Origin of the sequence: Sediminicola sp. YIK13 (assembly GCF_001430825.1) — a bacterium.
GTDB lineage: Bacteria > Bacteroidota > Bacteroidia > Flavobacteriales > Flavobacteriaceae > Sediminicola.
This window is the reverse complement of sequence record NZ_CP010535.1, coordinates 71,163-92,684: the sequence shown is the minus strand read 5'-3', so window position 1 is coordinate 92,684 and position 21,522 is coordinate 71,163. Positions and strand designations below refer to the sequence as shown.

General features: G+C 41.0%; 18 protein-coding genes. 8 read left to right on the top strand and 10 right to left on the bottom strand.

Annotated features, from left to right (window positions below; translation table 11 throughout):
- Positions 1 to 15: 15 nt before the first annotated feature.
- Genes nqrF through SB49_RS00425 form a run of 6 tightly spaced genes read right to left on the bottom strand, consistent with a single transcriptional unit; the run spans position 16 to position 6,115 of the window.
- Positions 16 to 1,323 carry an NADH:ubiquinone reductase (Na(+)-transporting) subunit F gene (gene nqrF, locus SB49_RS00450; RefSeq protein ID WP_062052831.1) on the bottom strand — a complete coding sequence of 436 codons (1,308 nt, stop codon included), beginning with the start codon at positions 1,321 to 1,323 and terminating at the stop codon, positions 16 to 18.
- A 2-nt stretch (positions 1,324 to 1,325) separates the two neighbouring features.
- Positions 1,326 to 2,060, bottom strand: coding sequence for an NADH:ubiquinone reductase (Na(+)-transporting) subunit E (nqrE, locus tag SB49_RS00445; RefSeq protein WP_062052829.1), 735 nt, complete (start codon positions 2,058 to 2,060; stop codon positions 1,326 to 1,328).
- A 24-nt stretch (positions 2,061 to 2,084) separates the two neighbouring features.
- Positions 2,085 to 2,732, bottom strand: coding sequence for an NADH:ubiquinone reductase (Na(+)-transporting) subunit D (locus tag SB49_RS00440; protein ID WP_062052826.1), 648 nt, complete (start codon positions 2,730 to 2,732; stop codon positions 2,085 to 2,087).
- Between the two features lie 3 nt (positions 2,733 to 2,735).
- Positions 2,736 to 3,488 carry a Na(+)-translocating NADH-quinone reductase subunit C gene (locus SB49_RS00435; protein ID WP_062052824.1) on the bottom strand — a complete coding sequence of 251 codons (753 nt, stop codon included), beginning with the start codon at positions 3,486 to 3,488 and terminating at the stop codon, positions 2,736 to 2,738.
- A 2-nt stretch (positions 3,489 to 3,490) separates the two neighbouring features.
- The gene (locus tag SB49_RS00430; RefSeq protein ID WP_062052821.1) at positions 3,491 to 4,759 is read right to left on the bottom strand and encodes an NADH:ubiquinone reductase (Na(+)-transporting) subunit B; all 1,269 of its coding nucleotides are present in this window, start codon (positions 4,757 to 4,759) and stop codon (positions 3,491 to 3,493) included.
- 3 nt (positions 4,760 to 4,762) lie between these two features.
- Positions 4,763 to 6,115, bottom strand: coding sequence for a Na(+)-translocating NADH-quinone reductase subunit A (locus SB49_RS00425; RefSeq protein WP_062052819.1), 1,353 nt, complete (start codon positions 6,113 to 6,115; stop codon positions 4,763 to 4,765).
- A gap of 152 nt (positions 6,116 to 6,267) precedes the next feature.
- Here SB49_RS00425 and SB49_RS00420 point away from each other — a divergent pair, with 152 nt between their 5' ends.
- From SB49_RS00420 to pruA, 3 genes are all read left to right on the top strand, one after another.
- Positions 6,268 to 7,512 carry a type IX secretion system plug protein gene (locus SB49_RS00420; RefSeq protein WP_062052817.1) on the top strand — a complete coding sequence of 415 codons (1,245 nt, stop codon included), beginning with the start codon at positions 6,268 to 6,270 and terminating at the stop codon, positions 7,510 to 7,512.
- Positions 7,513 to 8,135: 623 nt separating this feature from the next.
- Positions 8,136 to 8,522, top strand: coding sequence for a Co2+/Mg2+ efflux protein ApaG (gene apaG, locus SB49_RS00415; RefSeq protein ID WP_062052815.1), 387 nt, complete (start codon positions 8,136 to 8,138; stop codon positions 8,520 to 8,522).
- Between the two features lie 84 nt (positions 8,523 to 8,606).
- Positions 8,607 to 10,238, top strand: a complete 1,632-nt coding sequence (gene pruA, locus SB49_RS00410; RefSeq protein ID WP_062052814.1) for an L-glutamate gamma-semialdehyde dehydrogenase — start codon at positions 8,607 to 8,609, stop codon at positions 10,236 to 10,238.
- Between the two features lie 310 nt (positions 10,239 to 10,548).
- Here pruA and rsmG read toward each other — a convergent pair whose 3' ends face one another.
- Positions 10,549 to 11,184 (bottom strand): 16S rRNA (guanine(527)-N(7))-methyltransferase RsmG, encoded by a 636-nt coding sequence (gene rsmG / locus SB49_RS00405; RefSeq protein ID WP_062052812.1) that lies wholly within the window; start codon positions 11,182 to 11,184, stop codon positions 10,549 to 10,551.
- 107 nt (positions 11,185 to 11,291) lie between these two features.
- Between rsmG and SB49_RS00400 the strand changes: the two genes are divergently transcribed.
- Both SB49_RS00400 and SB49_RS00395 read left to right on the top strand, forming a co-directional pair.
- The gene (locus SB49_RS00400; RefSeq protein ID WP_062058692.1) at positions 11,292 to 12,395 is read left to right on the top strand and encodes a fatty acid desaturase family protein; all 1,104 of its coding nucleotides are present in this window, start codon (positions 11,292 to 11,294) and stop codon (positions 12,393 to 12,395) included.
- 13 nt (positions 12,396 to 12,408) lie between these two features.
- Positions 12,409 to 13,593 (top strand): pyridoxal phosphate-dependent aminotransferase, encoded by a 1,185-nt coding sequence (locus tag SB49_RS00395; protein ID WP_062052811.1) that lies wholly within the window; start codon positions 12,409 to 12,411, stop codon positions 13,591 to 13,593.
- Between the two features lie 54 nt (positions 13,594 to 13,647).
- Here SB49_RS00395 and SB49_RS00390 read toward each other — a convergent pair whose 3' ends face one another.
- On the bottom strand, positions 13,648 to 15,138 hold the full coding sequence (locus SB49_RS00390) for a TrkH family potassium uptake protein (RefSeq protein ID WP_062052809.1): 1,491 nt from the start codon (positions 15,136 to 15,138) through the stop codon (positions 13,648 to 13,650).
- 1 nt (position 15,139) lies between these two features.
- The gene (gene trkA, locus SB49_RS00385; RefSeq protein ID WP_062052807.1) at positions 15,140 to 16,489 is read right to left on the bottom strand and encodes a Trk system potassium transporter TrkA; all 1,350 of its coding nucleotides are present in this window, start codon (positions 16,487 to 16,489) and stop codon (positions 15,140 to 15,142) included.
- 269 nt (positions 16,490 to 16,758) lie between these two features.
- On the opposite strand from trkA, the gene ubiE reads away from it, so the two are divergent.
- Positions 16,759 to 17,487 (top strand): bifunctional demethylmenaquinone methyltransferase/2-methoxy-6-polyprenyl-1,4-benzoquinol methylase UbiE, encoded by a 729-nt coding sequence (gene ubiE / locus SB49_RS00380; RefSeq protein ID WP_062052805.1) that lies wholly within the window; start codon positions 16,759 to 16,761, stop codon positions 17,485 to 17,487.
- A 4-nt stretch (positions 17,488 to 17,491) separates the two neighbouring features.
- On the top strand, positions 17,492 to 18,187 hold the full coding sequence (gene porT / locus SB49_RS00375; protein ID WP_062058689.1) for a type IX secretion/gliding motility protein PorT/SprT: 696 nt from the start codon (positions 17,492 to 17,494) through the stop codon (positions 18,185 to 18,187).
- An 8-nt stretch (positions 18,188 to 18,195) separates the two neighbouring features.
- Here porT and SB49_RS00370 read toward each other — a convergent pair whose 3' ends face one another.
- A complete protein-coding gene (locus SB49_RS00370) occupies positions 18,196 to 18,915 on the bottom strand; it encodes a TrmH family RNA methyltransferase (RefSeq protein WP_062052803.1) in 720 nt (239 codons plus the stop codon).
- Positions 18,916 to 18,939: 24 nt separating this feature from the next.
- Here SB49_RS00370 and tamL point away from each other — a divergent pair, with 24 nt between their 5' ends.
- The gene (gene tamL, locus SB49_RS00365) at positions 18,940 to 21,522 is read left to right on the top strand and encodes a translocation and assembly module lipoprotein TamL (protein WP_062058686.1); all 2,583 of its coding nucleotides are present in this window, start codon (positions 18,940 to 18,942) and stop codon (positions 21,520 to 21,522) included.

The following is a 21,522-nucleotide window of genomic DNA, read 5'->3' as shown; positions in this document are numbered from 1 at the left end:
AGTACTCTGAAGATTTTATCCTCCGAAATCATCAAACCTGATATGCTCATCCGGAATTCCGAAATCCTCACCCATTTTTTGAACAGCCTTGTTCATCAATGGAGGTCCACAGAAATACAATTCGATGTCCTCAGGTGTTTCGTGATGGCTTAAATAGTTATCAATAACACAATTGTGTATAAAACCTACAAAACCGTCTCCAGGAGCATCTATATTCTCTTTAACCTTCCAATTATCTTCTGGTAATGGCTCAGAAAGTGCCAAATAGAATTTAAAGTTAGGAAACTCTTTTTCCAATCTATAGAAGTGATCCAAGTAGAATAATTCCCTTTTGGAACGTCCACCGTACCAATACGTAACTTTACGATTGGTCTTTAAGGTTTTGAACAAATGATACAAATGCGATCGCATTGGCGCCATTCCTGCTCCACCTCCAACATACAACATCTCTGCATCTGATTCATTGATGAAGAATTCCCCGTAAGGACCAGAAATAACAACCTTGTCCCCAGGTTTCTGAGCAAAGATAAAAGAAGATGCAATCCCTGGATTAACATCCATCCATCCGTTCTTGGACCTGTCCCATGGTGGGGTAGCGATACGAACGTTTAACATGATCTCTCTCCCTTCAGCAGGATAGGAAGCCATGGAATAGGCTCTTTCCACTGTTTCGTTATTTTTCATGGTCAAGGGCCATAAATTAAACTTATCCCATTCCGCTTGAAACTTATCTGGAGTTTCATGCTCTTCAGGGTGCGCTGTAATATCTATGTCCGCATATTTTATTTCGCATTCTGGAATTTCAATTTGGATGTACCCTCCAGCTTTGTAAGGCATGTCCTCAGGAATTTCCACAACGAATTCTTTGATGAAAGAGGCCACGTTGTAGTTTCTTACCACAGTAGCATCCCACTTTTTAATCCCAAAAACTTCTTCAGGAATGGTTATGTCCATATCCTGTTTTACTTTCACCTGGCATGCCAAACGTGCTCCTGCGTTCAATTCCCTTTTAGAGAAGTGAGGTGTTTCGGTAGGCAGAGCCTCTCCACCACCAGAATTCACATGACATTCGCACTGAATGCAGGTACCTCCACCTCCACAGGCGGAAGGAAGGAAGATCTTTTGGTTACCCAAAGTAGACAACAAAGAGTTCCCTGATCCTACCTCTATTTTCTTTTCACCATTGATGGTAATGGTCACAGGTCCTGAAGGAGACAATTTCTCCTTTGTGAACAACAAAAGTGCGACCAACAATAACAATAGCACCATAAAGGCCACTACGGTTATTAAAATTGTTCCAACTGTACTTGTAGCTAAAATCATTCTTATTTGTTTATAGCATTGTTGTAAGAAACCGTATTCTCTTTGGCTTCCTTTTCTATTTTAATTTCTTCCACCTTTTGGGCAGTGGTCTCCGTTGCCTCTTTTGGCGCTTCATCGCCTCCGGTAAGCATACCACCAAAACTCATAAAGCCAATTGCCATAAGACCAGTGATGATAAAGGTTATTCCCAAACCTCTCAACGGGGCAGGAACATTGGAGTATCTAATTTTTTCACGGATGGCAGCGATGGCCAAAATTGCCAAGAACCAACCAATCCCAGAAGCAACCCCGTAATTGAATGCAAGGCCCAAAGTCTGAATATCCCTAGACTGCATAAATAGGGAACCTCCCAAGATAGCACAGTTTACTGCGATCAATGGTAGAAATATCCCAAGAGAGTTATAAAGTGCCGGTGAAAACTTTTCTACCACTATCTCTACCAATTGCACCATAGTTGCTATCGTGGCAATGAACAGAATAAATGATAAAAAGCTTAAGTTATAGTCCGCATATTCCGGACCCAACCAGGCCAGGGCACCATCCCTTAACAAATATTGGTCCAACAACCAGTTCATTGGAACTGTCACCGCCAATACAAAGATTACAGCAGCTCCAAGACCCACAGCAGTTGTCACTTTTTTGGACACCGCCAGGTAGGAACACATCCCAAGGAATGTGGCAAATACCATATTGTCTATAAATATGGATTTAAAGAATAATTCTACATGTTCTAACATAACATTGTTCTTTTTAAGTAACTACTAGTTTTCTTCGATTAAGGCTTTGTTCCTAGAACGCTGTACCCATATGATTAGACCAACAACAATCAAAGCCATTGGTGACAATAGCATGAACCCATTGTTTTCATACCCTATGGCATAAATTCCTGTTTTTGCAATTGGATCCCCAAGAACCTTAAATCCTAGAAGTGTTCCAGAACCCAATAATTCTCTGAAGAAACCAACAATTACAAGTATCAAACCGTATCCAGCGGCATTACCAATACCATCTAAAAACGATTTCCATGGTCCGTTCCCCAGAGCAAATGCCTCAAAACGACCCATAATGATACAGTTGGTAATGATCAATCCGACGAAAACTGATAAAGTCTTACTCAATTCGTAGGCGAAAGCCTTTAGCACTTGGTCCACAATAATAACCAAGGCGGCTACGACCACCAATTGCACGATAATCCTAATTTTTGAAGGAATAATGTTCCGCATTAGGGAAATAACAACATTCCCCAAACCAAGTACGAACAATACAGAAATGGCCATCACTATGGACGCTTTAAGTTCTGCCGTAATGGCCAAAGCTGAACAAATACCCAATACCTGTATTGTAATAGGGTTGTTATCCGCTAATGGATCTAATATTAGACCCGTATCTTTTTTTGAAAGTAGTGCCATAGTTTAATTTTTAGCTCTTATGGTTTCCAAATAACTTTTGTAAAGATTTACGCTTTCCTTGATCATGGCACTCACCCCGTTACCGGTAATAGTGGCCCCAGCAAGAGCATCAACCTCGTTATCATCTTTTGTATTGTTCAAAGGGTCATTATTACCCTTGGCTACCTCTATACCTGCGTATTCGGTACCATCAAGAATAGATTCCCCTTCAAAGTCGTCCATGAAATAACGCTGCTTTATATTGGCGCCCAAACCAGGAGTCTCTCCCTTATGGTCAAAATAGACCCCTTGTACGACAAGATTCTCATCCAAGGAAACAAAACCCCAAATAGCATCCCATAGTCCTTTTCCGTACATAGGGATGATGTAGAATTTCTTACCGTCCTTTTCCCCTATAAATAAAGGAAGTTTTCTTGTATTTCCTTTTTTGGCGGCAGTTTCCTGTTGTTTTAAATTGATCAGATAGGCTTCGTTATCTTCAGTGATCTTGTCACCTTCAATTACGATCTGTTCCTTTATATACTTGCTAAACTCTTCTGCCACCCTATCCGTAGGTACAAAGTTCACACTTCCTTCATCCTCATTTTCGTTAATACCCATAGCGTACAAAATGTTCTGTTGCTTTTCCAACTTCTCATTCTGTTTGATTTTTTCACTAAGGGAAGAGGCTAAAAAAGCCAAAACCGAACCCACTACAATCACCATAATAGAGGCAAAAGCAACGGTATAAATGTTTTTATCTGTATTAATTGCCATAATTATACTGTTTCAACTTTTAGTTTCTTTTCTTCACCATGTCCATCCTTTGGAAGAATGTTGGCGTTCTTTAATCTCTTAAGACGTTTGTTGATGTTTCCTCGTACCACATAATGATCAATGGTAGGAGCAAATACGTTCATTAACAAAATAGCCAAGAATACTCCTTCTGGATATGCTGGGTTGAACACCCTGATCATTACCGAAATAAATCCGATAAAAAATCCGTAGTACCATTTCCCCTTATCCGTTTGCGAACCAGTTACCGGATCCGTCGCCATGTATACAATACCAAAAGCCAATCCTCCTACAATAAGGTGTTGCCAGAAATCAAAACTCATCAACCCGTAAAACTTACTGGTTTCAGTAATCCATCCTGCTTCCACGACACCATTAAAGATGAGTCCCATTGCCAAGGCACCAATTACGGCACTTACCATAATCCTCCAGCTTGCTATTTTTGTAAAGATCAAGAAAAGAGCTCCCAATAAAATCAAGATAGTAGATGTTTCACCCACAGATCCCGGAATAAAACCAAAGAACATATCGGATACACTGTAAGTGATCTCACTTCCCTTGCCCTGAGCCAAGTAACCTAAAACCGTTTCCCCAGAAATAGCATCAGCGGTTCCTGCCCTTTCCACAGCTTCATGAACCCAGACCTTATCACCACTCATCCAAGTAGGATAGGCAAAGAACAAGAAAGCTCTAATGGTCAATGCCGGATTCAAGATGTTCATCCCGGTACCACCAAATACTTCTTTTCCAATTACAACCCCGAAGACAACGGCAACAGCCAACATCCACAACGGGGTATCAATAGGAACGATCAAGGGAACAAGCATCCCCGTAACCAAGTATCCTTCTTCTACTTCGTGACCTTTGATTACTGCAAAGACAAACTCCACTGCCAATCCAACCACATAAGAGACTATCACCAATGGCAATACCGTCCATGCGCCCATGATAAAGTTGTCCCAAGTCAGGAAGTTTCCAAGCAGTGATGCTTGACGGATCACTCCATTGGCAGCATCAACTGCCGCATAATGTTGGTATCCTGCATTAAAAATTCCAAAAATCAACACTGGCACCAAAGCCATGATCACCGTATTCATGGTCCTTTTTAAATCATCCGCTGAGCGAACATGGGAACCAGAATGTGTTGTTTCATTTGGAGTGTACAAAAAGGTATGCAATGCGTTGAACGCAGGAGCCATTTTTTTGCCTTTGTACTTCTCCTTTAATTTGTGCAAATTATTTTTTAAACTCATCTCTTATCCTATTTCTTTATACAATAAGTCCAATCCTTCCCTGATGATCTGCTGGTGGGGTTGTTTGGATATACAAATAAACTCTGTCAATGAAAAATCTTCCGGAGCCACCTCATATAATCCCAATTGTTCCATTTCGTCCAAATCTCCTATCATACAAGCCTTAAGCAATTGTAAAGGATAAATATCCAAAGGAAAAACTTCTTCATATTTACCGGTTACAACAAAAGCACGGTGTTCACCATTGGTATTTGTTGTAAGGTCGTATTTTTTATTTGGAAACATCCATGAGAACGTCAAGGCCCTAGTAGAGGAAATCTTATCGAAAACAGGCTTGTTCCAACCAAAAAGTTCGTAATCGTCTCCTTCTGGAATAACACTCACCGTATTATTGTAATACCCTAAATGACCATCTGGTTTGGTTTGAGACCCAGTTAATACGTCTCCGTTGATCACTCTAATATTTTCGTTATTTACACCACTGGCGTAAAGGAAGGTAGAGATTTCAGCACCAATTTTGGTAGCGTAGTACTTAGGTGCTTTTACTGATGACCCTGCCAAAGCAACAATGCGTTCGGCATTGAATTTTCCGGTCAACAACAACTCGCCCATGATCACCAAATCCTGGGGAGCAATAGTCCAAACTACTTCTCCTTTGTTGATAGGATCTACCCTATTGATCAATGTACCGACCAAACCTGCTGGGTGCGGTCCGGACATTTTATGTATTTCAACACCCTTTAATGCGGCCAATGGAGAGTTGGAAGACTTACCAACCGACACATGTACCTTACCGGGAGTCAATTTACCCAAGGCGGTAACAGCCGCCTGTACTTCTTTTTCTTTTCCTTGCAGCACATAATCCAGGTCAGCGGCCAATGGAGCCGTAACATACCCTGAAATGAAAATTCCTTTTGGAGTTGCTTCTGCATCGGCAATAACATCATAAGGTCTTTGTTTCACAAATGGCCATAAACCACCGTTCAACAAAAACGTTTTAATGTCCTGCGCAGATGCCCCTTCCAAATTTAAAGGTTTGTGTGCCACATATTCCTGCGTTTTATCGGCAAGAATTTTAAGCGTTAGGATTTTCCTACGCTCACCTCTAATAACCTCCACCAATTCCCCGCTTACTGGAGAAACAAATTTTACTCCTTCTTGATTCTTATCAAAAAAAAGTGGTTCGCCAGCTTTTACCTCAGCGCCTTGTTTAACTAACAGTTTTGGAGTAACCCCGTGAAAATCATGAAGATTAATCGCATAAACATTACTTAAAACGGCTTTAGAAGTTGAGAGTTCCGCTGCACCGACAAGATTAATGTTTAAGCCTTTTTTAATTCGAATGTCTTTAGACATATATTGTAGACCTTAGGTTAACAAAATTTGGTTGCAAATTTAGTATTTAAAAGAAAGTTTTCATAATTATTGCCCATAAATTTAGGGATTGCCCCATTGTTAATTTTTTAGGCATCCTTTTTGTTTACTTTTACCTAAAAAATACAATAGAAATGCGCCTTAATCTTAAACAGATCATTCTTCTTTTGGCAACCCCAATGCTCTTCGGACAGGCTTTGGAAGAGGTAAACCCGCCAGAAAATATCAAAACGATCATTTTTAAAGGAAATACAGACGATCAATTCCCCGTTGTAAAATTGGGCGAGCCCATTTTCTTGGAATTTGACGACCTTACAGCCCGTGAAGCCGATTATTACTATAAAATAACCCTGTGCAATTACGACTGGACCCCCTCTAGTCTATTAAAATCGCAATATTTAAGCGGGGTGGACAATCAACGGATCATCAATTACGAGAACAGCTACAACACCCTTCAGGCCTACTCCAACTACAAACTTACCATTCCCAATCAGAATGTTAGACCAACCGTCAGCGGCAATTACATGCTGGAGATCTACGACAATTACTATGAGCTGGTTTTTTCTCGAAAATTTGTCATTTACCAGGACCTGGTCACAGTGGCAGCTACTGTGAAGCGTTCCAGAGATTTTAATTATATCAATGAAAAACAAGTTGTCCAGTTCAACATAAAGGCCTCCGGAATACAATTGGTTAATCCTAAACAGGAAGTAAAAGTAGCTATCCTACAAAACAATTATTGGCCAACGGCGCTTTACAACATTCGTCCTCAGTTCACCATTGGCAATGAACTGGTCTACAAGTACGATACCGAAACCAGTTTTTACGGCAGTAACGAATATCTTAATTTTGACACCAAAGACCTTAGGGCGCCAAGTGCCGTAATCTCTCGTATTGAGATGGATGGACTCTACAACCACTATCTCTTCCCAAATATCTTTAGGGACCAGCGTCCATACACATACTTCCCAGACATCAATGGAGATTTTGCCATCAGAACCCTTCAAGGTGACGATCCGTCCAGGGAGGCAGAATATACGAACATCCACTTCTTCTTGCCCTACACGCCCGAAATTGGTCTGGATGAAGTATATGTCTTTGGCAAATTCAACAATTATGAGATGACGAACGAAAACAAAATGACCTACAATGACGAAAGTGGATATATGGAGGCCGTCATTAAAATGAAACAAGGCTTCCACAACTACAAATACGTTATCAAAAGAGCGGATGGCACCGTTGACCTCAATACCGTTTCCGGTAATTTTCATTTTACAGAAAACAATTATTTGATATTGGTATACTATAGAAATTTCGGAGATTTATATGATAGTATTATTGGCATCGGCTCAACCAATTCCAGAAATATCAGTAACTAGAATTTGATTGTAATCAACCAAAAGCCAAAAGGCAACAGTTACCAACCTAATCCCCCAAAGGCAGGTATTCCTATTTTGATACTTTCTACCTCCAGACTTATTTCTTCATTACGCTTACAAAGAATGAGCGCACAAAAAGATGCACTCCCGCTAAAGAAGAATTCAATATCCCAGAATAGTATCAGAACAGAAAATCATTTGATCTTGGAAGGAACTATCTTAAGGCGATTGATAGGCCCAGGATGTTTATAAATTTTCTCATTTCCAAAACTCCTTTTTCCATATTTTTCTTTTTACCTGTATTGGCATTGTTCAATTGGCCGATGTATGTCAGAAAAAAGCATATTTACATCGAACATCTCATCTTTAGCTTTCACGTTCGGTCATTGTTGTTTATCTTGCCCCACATTAGTTTCACTATAGACTTTATTTTGAGATAGATAGGGATTGGAATTTTCTTCTTTTTTTCTGTCTACTTTTAGAAATCAATGCGAAACTTTTATGGGCAGGGAAGATTCAAAACTTTTGTTAAATATCTGATACTTAACATAGTTTTCTTTATTTTAGCTGCGTTTTAAGTAGGAATACTGTTTACAGGAACCATTTATATCTATAAAAAGATTATGATTACCCAAGTAACAAAAGGCATTAAGATTTCAGTATCCACTAGTTTTGAAGGCACTTTCTTCAAAAACTACAAGATGCATTTTGCCTTTGGCTACACCATTACCATTGAAAACCAGAGCAAGGATTCAGTTCAATTGACTTCTCGTCATTGGAGAATTCACGACGCCCTTAACGAGTTGGAAATTCTGGACGGGGAAGGGGTAATTGGCAAAAAACCGGTCATTAAACCCGGAGAGTCCCACACCTACAGTTCTGGATGTCTTTTAGCCTCCCCAATAGGAGCCATGAAGGGTCACTACAACATGGTAAATTTCACTTCTACAGAAAAATTCAGGGTATACGTACCCACTTTTAAATTCAGCGCCCCTTTTGCCTTGAATTAAATTCCTGATTTACTCCATTTTAGTTTTTAGTAGATTTTTCATTTAGTATATTTGATGCGATTTATAACTTAAAATAAAAGCACCATGGGTAAAGGATTTTTTCAAGTCCCCACAGCAATTAACGAGCCGATAAAAAGCTATGCTCCAGGAACCCCAGAGAGGGAAGCCGTTCTAAAACAATACAAGACCTATTTCGACGGAAATGTGGATGTACCACTATATATTGGTAGTGAGGAAATTAAAACTGGCAACACCAGACCGATGTCCCCTCCACACGACCACAAGCATGTTGTTGGCCAATACCATTTGGCAGAAAAAAAGCATGTTTCCAAAGCTATTGAAAATGCGTTGGAATCTAGAGAGGCTTGGGCCAATCTTACCTGGGAACAACGTTCGGCCATCTTTTTAAAGGCTGCTGAACTTATTGCTGGACCTTACCGTGCAAAAATAAACGCCGCTACCATGATAGCGCAATCCAAGAATATCTTTCAAGCTGAAATTGACGCTGCCTGTGAACTTATAGATTTCCTTCGTTTTAACGTGGAATACATGACGCAGATATACGAAGAGCAGCCAGATTCTGCCGAAGGCATCTGGAACAGGGTAGAATACAGACCCTTGGAAGGATTTGTATACGCCATCACCCCTTTCAACTTTACTGCTATTGCCGGGAACCTACCTGCAAGTGCTGCCATGATGGGGAATGTGGTCTTATGGAAACCTAGTGACAGCCAAATTTTTTCTGCTAAGGTAATCGTAGATATTTTCAAGGAAGCAGGTCTTCCTGACGGGGTAATCAATGTTGTTTATGGTGATCCGGTGATGATTACCGAAACTGCCTTGGCCAGTCCAGATTTTGCAGGGTTGCACTTTACAGGTTCTACACATGTATTCAAAGAAATTTGGAAACAAATAGGAAACAATATCCACACCTATAAGACCTACCCAAGAATTGTAGGTGAAACTGGAGGAAAGGATTTTATCCTTGCACATCCTACTGCCAAACCAAAACAAGTGGCCACAGCAATTGTTAGAGGTGCATTTGAATTCCAGGGACAGAAATGTAGTGCCGCATCCAGGGTGTATTTACCTAAATCTACCTCCAAAGAAATTTTGGACTTTGTAAAAGCAGATTTGGCGTCTATGAAAAAACCGGGAACTCCAGAGGATATGAGCAATTTTATTACCGCTGTTATCCACGAAGGATCTTTTGACAAATTGGCCAAATACATAGACCAGGCGAAAGCAGACAAAAATGCAGAAATAATAGCTGGTGGAGGTTATGACAAATCCAAAGGATATTTTATAGAGCCAACGGTTATCTTGACCACTGATCCCAAATACACGACCATGGAAACGGAATTGTTCGGCCCTGTGGTTACAATTTATGTCTACGAGGACAAAGATTGGTCCGAAACGCTAAAATTAGTGGATTCTACCTCTGAATATGCCCTTACAGGTGCTGTATTGTCCAGAGATCGTTACGCCATTGAGGAGGCCACCAAAGCATTACAAAATTGTGCCGGGAACTTCTACATCAATGACAAACCAACAGGTGCGGTTGTAGGACAGCAGCCTTTTGGTGGAGCAAGAGCATCGGGAACCAATGACAAAGCAGGTTCGCCACAGAACCTTCTAAGATGGGTTTCCCCAAGATTGATCAAAGAGACTTTTGTAACTCCAGAAGATTATAGATACCCTTTCTTGGGAGAATAATTATCTGATAGTTTAATATATAGATCCGCTAGGTGTTTTTCTCCTAGCGGATTTTTTTATGTCCAGTCTTCACTTGACAAAAACATCAACTGACGTTTGCGAAAAAACGCTCCATTAAAGACAATTTTCTGAAGAATTTTACGTTACTAAAGTAACCTTAGATCAACAAAACCAATTCATTATGGAAGAAATGCACAGCGTAAGTATCGTAACCAAGATTATCAATTTCTTTAGTCAAATTGGCGACTTTATAAGAACCTATGCCAAAAATTGCAGGGAATCCTATTACAATTTACTAAGCCTATAGGTCTTAACCCTTAAATTTCATTGGTAGATATACCACTTTCTTGGTATCAAAAAAATCCTCTTCGTAGAAGTCGGGCAAATTTATTATTTCTACCGTTTTGTAGTCCATTAATTCCTCTGTTAAATCCCCGCCTTTTAGATACAGAATGCCATTTCTGCGTTCGTGGACAGAGTTCTTTTTGACCTTCCCTTTTACCCAATGCACAAAAGTGGGCATGGCAGCAACAGCTCTACTTACAATAAAATCGAACTGCTCCTTTAATTCCTCCACCCTCATATTTTTAGCGGTGACATTGGTGATCCCCAAGCCATCTACCACTTCCTCGACAACCTTAATTTTTTTGCCAATGGCATCTACCAGGGTAAAATGTGTTTCTGGAAAGAGAATGGCCAACGGAATTCCTGGAAATCCGCCGCCTGTGCCCACATCCAATACGGTGGTACCTGGATTAAACTGCTGCACCTTGGCAATGGCCAAAGAATGAAGGACGTGGCGCAGGTATAACTCATCTATATCCTTTCTGGACACCACATTTATCTTTTGGTTCCAATCTTGATACAACTCCTGTAGTTTGGCAAACTGGTCTTTCTGTTCGTCGGAAAGGGTGGGGAAATATTTAAATATGAGGTCAACAGCCATAATTTCGGGTTAAATTTTTGGTAAAAATAGCACAATACGGGCGTTGTAAAATATCATTTTGGCAATTTTAGTTCGTATTTATGTTATCTTTACAAAAAATATACTTCATGGATAAAGAAACCATTCGCTTTTCAAGGAAGGATTCTACCCAATTTTTTAGGACCTTGAATAAGCGTGTAAACGACTATTTTAAAGAGAACAACATAAAAAAAACCGGAAATTGGCGGTTACATCTTAAAACAGCGGTAATGTTTGCCCTGTTTCTCGCACCTTACTTTCTAATTTTAACCTTGGGCTTGCCTAATTGGGCAAATCTATTGCTGACCATCATCATGGGTGTTGGAATGGCAGGGGTTGGAATGAATGTGATGCACGATGGAAACCACGGATCCTATTCCACCAAAAAGTGGGTAAACAAGATCATGGGGAGCAGCATCTATATCTTGGCAGGAAACGTTTACAACTGGCAGGTACAGCACAATGTTCTGCACCATACCTACACCAACATCCATGAACACGATGAGGATTTGGAAGCAGGACGCATCCTTAGATTTTCTAAACACGCCGAATGGCGCAAATACCATAGGTTCCAACATTTCTATTCTGTACTGCTTTATGGGCTTCTTACCTTCAATTGGGCCATCACAACAGATTTCCAACAAATGTACCGCTACATGAAGCGCAAATTATCCTATGGTAAATTACCAAGTCCGGCAACAAATTGGAGCACCTTGGTAATCACTAAAATAATTTATGCGACCATTTGGATCGTATTACCCATGTTGGTTCTGGATATTGCCTGGTGGAAAATTTTATTGGGATTCTTTATTATGCACTATGTGGCAGGAGTTGTGTTGAGTGTAGTCTTCCAACTGGCACATATTGTCAATGATGCACAGACACCGTTACCGGACCAAAGTGGTACCATGAAAAACACATGGGCCATCCATCAATTGTTCACTACAGTGAACTTTGGGACCAAAAACCGACTTGTCAACTGGTTTACAGGGGGCTTGAATCATCAGGTTGAGCACCATATTTTTCCAAATATCAGCCACGTACATTACACAAAAATCTCCAAAATTGTTAAACAGACAGCAAAAGAGTTTAATTTACCGTACAACGAATATAAAACTACAAGAAAAGCTATAATTTCGCACTTCAAACATTTAAAGGAATTGGGTAAAAAACCTAATCTACAGTACCAGTAAATTTAATCTACGAATGACGAATCATTTATCCGAAAGGATTACAAACATGGCAACATCGGCCACCTTGGCGATGGCTGCCAAAACAAGGGAACTTAGAAATGAAGGCAAGGACATCATTGGACTAAGTTTAGGAGAACCAGATTTCAATATACCTGATTTTATCAAAGAAGCTGCCAAGCAGGCGATAGATGACAATTACAGCAGCTATTCTCCTGTAGACGGTTATGCAGATCTTAAACAGGCAATTGCCAATAAGTTTAAAAGGGACAATGGCCTGGAATACAACCTCAACCAGATTGTGGTTTCCACGGGGGCCAAGCAGTCCTTGGCCAATGTTGCGATGGTGATGTTGAACCAAGGGGACGAGGTGTTATTACCTGCTCCGTATTGGGTGAGCTATAGTGATATTGTAAAGATTGCCGAAGGGGTGCCCGTAGAAGTTCCTACGACCATTGAGAGTGATTTTAAAATGACTCCGGCACAGCTGGAAGCAGCTATTACCCCAAAGACCAAAATGATTTGGTTCAGCTCTCCATGTAATCCAAGTGGATCTGTATACAGCAAGGAAGAATTAGAGGGACTTGCCGTTGTTTTGAGAAAACACCCGAACATTTTTATCGTTTCTGATGAAATATACGAGCATATCAACTTTATAGGTGGTCACTCTAGCATTGCCTCAATTGACGGTATGTACGAAAGAACCATAACTGTTAACGGTGTATCCAAGGCTTTTGCGATGACCGGATGGCGTATTGGTTATATTGGTGCAGCAGATTGGATTGCCAAGGCATGTACCAAATTTCAAGGACAGATTACCAGTGGTGCCAATGCTATTGCACAACGTGCTACCATTGCTGCCCTAGAAGCTCCAGTAAGCAAAATACAATACATGATCGATGAGTTCCACAAAAGGCGCGATTTGGTTTTGGGACTTTTGGGTGAAATAGAAGGGTTTAAATTAAATGTCCCTGAAGGTGCATTTTATGTGTTCCCAAATATTTCCAGCTTCTTTGGTAAGACCTTAAAAGGCACTACCATCAACAATGCCTCAGATTTTGCACTGTACCTATTGGAACATGCCAACGTGGCTACAGTGACAGGAGAAGCTTTTGGTAACCCAGACTGTATCCGTATTTCTTATGCAGCCTCAGAAAAGGAACTTAAAGACGCTATGGCAAGAATAAAAGCTGTGGTTTAGAAAAGATAAAATACATTGCATAAAAAAAGCCTGCTGATGCAGGCTTTTTTTATGTTATATCTTCTTCCAAAAATAGGGAGTAAACAGAATGAGAACCGTAAAAAGTTCCAACCTCCCCAACAACATCAAAAATGAGCACCACCATTTGCCTATGGTTGGCAGGGAATTAAAGTTGCTCAATGGATTTAGGCTCCCCAATGCTGGTCCCACATTCCCTAAGGAAGATGCAGCACCCCCAATGGCCGAATCAAAATCTAGTCCCATGAACCCCAAGCCCAAAGCCCCAATAATAAAGGAGAGCATGTACAGCACAAAAAAGGCGATGATGTTGTAAACGATGTGTTCCTTTACGGTCTTGTTATTGTATCGCACCGGGATAATAGCATTGACATGTAGGGTCCTTTTAAATTCGAGGAGGCCATTCTTGATGATCAATAAATGTCGCATCACTTTAATACCACCAGCTGTTGAACCTGCCGATCCTCCCAAGAAAAATAAACCAAAAAAGAAGATGGTCAAAAAGGGTGTCCAACTCGTAAAATCAGCTGAAACAAATCCCGTGGTCGTGATAACGGTAACCACAGCAAAGAGGGCATGCCTAAAAGCTGCCTCTGCATGACCTAAGACCATTGGTTGGTAATCCGATATGGGCACGTTTGCTTTAAAATAAATGACCAAGGCAGATACGACGGTAAAACTAATGACAAAAATAGTATAGTACTTAAACTCTTCATCTTTCAATACCTTCTGTACCTTTCCTTTAAAGGCATAATAACTCAATACGAAATTGCTTCCCGCCAAAAACATGAACAGGATTACAATATATTGTATAAGAGGTTGATCGTTCCAATACGCCAAACTGGCATTTTTTGTGGAGAAACCTCCAGTGGACAAGGTGGCCAAAGAATGGTTGATGGCATCAAAAAAAGACATCCCTGCCAGCTTCAGTAAAATAGTTTCAGCAACGGTATAGCTAAAATAGATAAGCCACAATCTTTTCGCGGTATCGGTAATCCTCGGATGGAGCTTATCTGCACTTGGCCCGGGCGCTTCGGCAGCAAACAGCTGCATTCCCCCAATACCCAATAAAGGCAAGATAGCTATGGCAAGGACAATGATCCCCATCCCCCCTATCCAATGGGTAAGACTACGCCAGAACAAGATCCCTTCGGGCATAATCTCTATGTCGTCCATAATGGATGCTCCCGTGGTAGTGTAGCCGGACATGGTTTCAAAAAAGGCATTGGTAACATCGGGTATGGCACCGGAGAACAAATAGGGCAACATCCCGGAGACGGACATCACCAACCAGCCAAAGGTTACAATAATATATCCCTCCTTGCGCTTTACTTCCTTTTTATGGGCCCTGGTGAAAAACATGGACATGACCCCTACCAACATAGTAACTATGGCCGCCAAGGTAATATCCAAGGTCACCCCATCCTCATAAATACCACTTACCAAAGCGGCCATGAGCATAAAGAAGCCATTGCAGAGCAACAGCAGTCCCATAAGGTGGATGATTATTTTGGAATTTAAGGCCATCCTATAAAAATAGCTTTTCTATTTTGGGAATAGCACTTGGCAAACAACATACCACTACCCTGTCCCCATGCACTATTTTAAAATCACCCAAGGCGATAACTCCCTTTCCCTCTCTGATAACTCCACCAATAGTGGCTTCCCTGGGAAAATCGAGATCCTTAATATTCTTACCATTGACCTGGGATGTGGGTTTCACTATAAATTCCAGAATCTCCGCATTGAGGTTGTTGAGTCTGGTAAGCGCCACGACCTCTCCTTTTCGTATGTGCCTAAATATATTGTTTGCCGCAAGCAGCTTTTTATTTAAAAGGGTGTCTATTCCAATGGAATGTGACAACTGGAAGTAATCCATATTTTCCACCAAGGCGATGGTTTTTTTGACATTCTTGGATTTGGCCACCAGACAGGACATGATATTGGTTTCCGAATTACCCGTAACCGCTACAAAGGCATCCATAGCTTCCAGGTTTTCCTCTTCCAACAATTCCACGTTCCTTCCGTCCCCATTAATAATTAGGGCATTGGGGAGGTCATCGGCAAGATCAAAAGCCTTTTCCTTATCCTTTTCTATCAATTTTACGTTGAACTTATTGATGCAAAGGTCCCTGGCGGTTTTATAACCCACCTTGCTCCCACCCAGAATCATCACATTCTTAATTTCGGTCTTTTCCTTTCCTGTCAATTTGTACAACTCATCTACCCCTTCCCTACTGGTGATAAAATACACCTGGTCTTCCGATTTAAATTCAGTGTCCCCTCTGGGAATTAAAGTGTATTGTGTACCGGTGCGCTGAATGGCAATGGGCATAAAGTGTAGTTCTGGGAATATATTTGCTGCATCCTTCACCATTTTACCAATAAAGGGAGCCTGTTTGGGCAAGGAGACCCCCACCATTATTAAAGCACCATTCTCAAATTCATAGGTATTGTTAAAAGCAGATTGGTTCAACAACAGTTGAATTTCCGTTGCCGCTAGGGCTTCAGGGGAAATTAGTTCATCAATCCCCAATTCGGAAAATTTTATTTCATCCTTATTGTGAATAAACTCCGCATTGGAAATCCTGGCGATGGTCCTTTTGCAACCCAGCTGCTTTGCCAACAGGCACAACGTAAGGTTGGTGGTTTCAGATGCCGTTACCCCTATGACCAGGTCAGAACGATCTACCTGTGCATCCTTCAAAACCGAAATGGAAGTAGCATCGCCTTTAAGAACACGAATATCCAAATGGCTATCCGCATAGGCCAAGCTTTCCTTGTTGGTATCTATCAGGGTGATATCCTGAGATTCGTATGAGAGTAACTTTGCCAAATGAAAACCTACTTCACCTGCTCCCGCAATTATAATTTTCATTCGTTAACTAACTTGTTTTTTCATAAATCTGGGTCATCGCCGACGACACATCCCAACAAAAGATAATTTTCCAAGAGCGACACATTCGCTATCCACCGGCTTTTTAATGAAAAATTTTTACATATTCTGCACTGCAAAATTACATAAATTTATACTCATCCTATTTAATTAACAAAGTAATTAGCAACGAGATATCGGTTTATTGGATAAACTAAACGATCTACCCCCAAGATTGCGTCTTTATAGTATCTTTGCCAAAAATTGTTGTTATGAGTAAAAAGGTAACCCCATACAAGGATTCTTCCCTCGGGAAAAAAGAACAGGTTACAAAAATGTTTGATACGATTTCTACGAATTATGACGGCCTTAACAGGGTCATCTCCTTCGGGATCGACATAAAATGGAGAAAACGTGTCGTTGCCATATTGAAGAAAAAACAACCTCAGAGCATATTGGATATTGCCACCGGCACTGGAGACCTGGCCATAAACTTGGTACAGACCGGTGCTAATAAAATAGTAGGCCTGGACATTTCTGCGGGCATGTTGGAAGTAGGCAAAAAGAAGATCAATGAGAAGATGCTGGCAAACACCATAGAAATGGTGGTAGGCGACAGTGAAGATCTTCCCTTCAAGGAAAATTCCTTTGACGCCGTTACCGTAGCCTTTGGGGTAAGAAATTTTGACAATCTCGAGAAGGGATTGGCAGAGATCTACCGCGTTTTACGACCCGGAGGCACCTTTGTGGTCTTGGAGACGTCCGTACCCACAAAAACCCCTTTTAAACAAGGGTATCACTTTTACACAAAAAACATCCTTCCCAAAATAGGACGTTTGTTCTCCAAGGACGATTCTGCCTATGCTTATTTATCCGAATCGGCTGCCGTTTTTCCACATGGTCAGGAGTTCAACAATATTTTACAAAAAATTGGGTTTATAGGAGTAGTGAACAAACCCCAAACCTTTGGGGTCGCATCCATATATGTTGCTACAAAATAGGCGTATGAAGATTAAATTTTTTCTCTTGCTGGGAGTATTGCTATGCAGCTTTGCCACTAGGGCACAGTTCAATGAGAAACCCGTAATGAACTTGGAAAACGAAGATAAACACCCGTTAAATTGGGGATACTATCTCGGTTTTAACCAGTACGATTTTAAGTTTGATTATAAAAACGACCTTGGGGATGTCTTGACACAAAAATCCATGGGCTTTAATGTTGGGCTCATCGGAGAGTTGCGGTTCAACGAGTTCTTGGACCTCAGATTTGAACCTGGGCTTACCTATACGTCACGTACCCTTGGGTTTCCCGGATTCACAAGTGAAAATGAGGCTATCAGGGAAGTAAAGTCTACCTATGTGAATTTTCCACTCTTATTAAAGGTCAGCACCCGAAGATTGGGCAACTGGAAACCATTCTTAATTGGCGGGGTTTCTACCTCCTTAAATTTAGGTAGTAATGAAGAAAGTCTGGATGACAACAGCAGTGGTACTTTTAGAATGAAAAAGAATACCTATGCCTATGAAATGGGTTTTGGAATCGATTTTTATACGGAGTACTTTAAATTTACACCTTCCATTAGAGGCGTATTTGGCCTTACAGATGAGCTTATTAGGGACAATGACCCCAATAGCGCATGGACAGGGAATATAGAATCTATGAAAACAAGAGGGCTTTTTGTGAATTTCACCTTTGAATAAGGCATATCCTACCCTCTTCTTATTTCATTTAAAAGGATCGCCGTGGCCGTGGCGACATTTAAACTTTCCGTATTACTTTTTCCGAATTGCGGAATAGCAATTTTTTTAGCGATCAAGGCTTCCACCTCAGCACTTACGCCATTGGCCTCATTCCCCATGACCAGTATCCCCTTTTCGGGAAACGCTTCCTTATAAACGGTAGTACCGTCCATAAAGGCCCCATAAACGGGCACTTCTGTTTTTTTAAGAAATTGGATTACATCGGTATATATGATGTTCACCCTACTAACAGATCCCATGGTGGCCTGTAGCGTTTTCGGATTAAAACAATCTACCGTATTCAGAGAGCACACCAATCGATCAATTCCAAACCAATCGCACAAACGAATAATGGTCCCCAAATTACCGGGATCCCTAACATCATCGAGCACTACGGTCCAATCCGCAACCTTAAGCTCCCTTTCGGTTGGAAAATGGAAAACAGCTAAAATCTTATTGGGCGACTTAAGACCGCTCATTTTCTGAAGTTCCGATTCCGAAATGTGCTCCACATCCTCGGTATCCTGCAACAAACCGAGATCTGTCGTATAAATTCCGTAGACCTCAAAATCCGAATCCAACAGCTCCCGGACCAACTTAATACCCTCTACAACAAACAACTTATGTTCATTTCGGTACTTTTTTTGCTGTAGGTTTTTTATAAATTTTATTTGGCTTTTAACAACCATACAAATAATGTATTTTTGATCCCTATGAGGACCCCTTTTAGTTTAAAAAATCACACTGCAAAAATAGGTTTATTATTGCTAGGTATCGCAATCACCTCTTGCAATGCGCTTAAAAGGGTTGAAGATGATGAGCTTTTGCTCACCAAAAACTCCATTCATGCCGATGGGGAAAAAATCAACAGTGAGGATGCCCAGAGTCTTATCTTTCAAAAACCGAACAGCGCACTCTTGGGATATCCCTTGCGACTGCACCTTTACAATCTAGCAAAAAAGAATCCGGATTCCTCCTATCAGGCTTGGCTCCACAAAAACGACAAAAGAGAAGAGCGCCTCAACAACCTTTTGTCCAAAAAACAAGTGGCCAGACTGGGCGAATCCTTTATGGTGAAAGGGTATAGCGAGTGGTTAAAACAAATTGGGGAAGCCCCGGTGATTATTGACACCTCCAGAACAAGAAAATCCCTGGAGCGCCTTAAAGCCTATTATGGTGGCAAAGGTTATTTTAACGCCAATGCCACGTATGAATTGGACAGCAGCAAAAGAAAGCAGCGCGCGGCCATAGACTACCAGTTAACCTTGGGGAACCCCTTTATTATTGATAGCTTTTCTAAAAAAATATCATCTCCGGCCGTTGATTCCATCTACCAGTTAAATGCCAAGAACTCTTTGGTAAAAAGGGGAAGACAGTTCAATATTGCAGATTTCAACAACGAGCGGGAGCGTCTTACCAATATTTTCAGAAATACCGGGATCTATGGTTTTCAGGAAAGCTCCATTTCCTACGAGATACTCAGGGACACCACAAAGGCCAGCGATGACCAGAAATTGGATGTGGAAATGAGCATTCAAGATCTAAGGAAACGTGATGAGAACACGGTGACCACTTCCAAATATTACGTGCATCGGTTCAAGAAGGTAAATATATATGCCGATTACCTTTTTGATACGAATGAGGACTCCCTGCAATCTATTGATTATAACAATTACACCATCTACTACCAAGGTAAGTTGCGCTACAAGCCAAAAGCGCTCACGGACGCCATCTTTATCAAAAAAGACAGTATTTATAGGGAACTGGACAGAATACGCACCTATAGGCAAATTGCCAACCTAAATACGTTTAAATACCCGAATATTGATTTTATTGTGGACAGCACCCAGAGTAAGATAGATGCCAATATCTATCTCTCTGCAAGGCCCAAATACTCCCTGCAATTGGATACGGATGTCACCCATTCCAACATACAATATGCCGGTCTGGCATTCAGTTCTTCTTTGGTGACCAGAAACGTATTTGGAGGCGCAGAAACCCTGAGTTTTTCAGCGAGGGGGTCCGTGGGACTTTTAAGTGACGCCTCCCTCTCCGATGAAAAGTACGTTACTGAAATAGGTGGGGACATCAATCTAAATTTCCCTAGGCTGTGGCTCCCCTTTATTAGCACCAACAAGATCATTCCTTATTATATGTTGCCCCAGACCAAAATTTCTATAGGGACCAGCTTTCAAAAAAATATAGGCTTGGACAAAAACACCCTGAACACTATTTATGGGTACAACTGGTCTCCTACAGAATCTAAAAGGCACAACATTGAACTGATCAATATACAGTATGTTAGAAATTTGAACCAGGATCGGTTTTACAATGTTTACAACAATAGTTTTGACCGGCTCAACAACATTGCCCTTGGTGCTTTTGAATCTGACCCTACGGTCTCCGAATTTTTTGAAGAGGACAATCTTCAATTGAGCATCCCGGATGGGACCAGAGGTTTCACCCAAGCGGTTCTGGAGGAGGGACGTTTTAACCTATCGTCAAACAATTTCAGTGATGTTCGCAGCCTGGAAGAGCGTAGGGTGAGGCTAACAGAAAACAACCTGATCTTTGCTGGTAATTACACCTTCACCAAAAACAACAAACAGGGCATCACCGATAACGAATTTTATCAATTTAGAATGAAATTTGAGAGTGCCGGCGCCCTATTGTCTGCCCTAGAAAATATAATCCCATTCAGTCAAAATGACAATGGTAAAAATTTGGTGTTTGGAGTCCCCTACTCCGAATACTTTAAAACAGAATTCGACTATATTAAACACTGGGACCTTTCCCGAACCAATGTCATTGCCTTTAGAAGCTTTTTTGGATTGGCCATCCCTTATGGCAATTCTGAGAACGTACCCTTTGTACGTAGTTATTTTGCCGGCGGCTCCAATGATAACCGGGCTTGGAACGCATATTCCCTAGGCCCCGGTACGACGGAAAATTTAAATGATTTTAACGAGGCCAACCTTAAACTGGCCTTTAATTTGGAATACAGATTCCCTATTGCAGGGGATGTTAAGGGAGCCCTTTTCGCCGATGCCGGCAACATATGGAATGTTTTTGATGATGTGGAGAACACCGAGGCCACATTTAACAATTTAAGTTCTTTTGGTGATATTGCCCTTGGCACCGGTTTTGGCCTGCGTTACGACTTTACTTACTTCGTTTTTCGCTTAGACACTGGTTTTAAAACGTATAATCCGGCAGAAGAACCTGCCAAAAGATGGTTCCGGGACTACAATTTTGGCAACGCCGTGTTCAACATAGGTATAAATTATCCTTTTTAG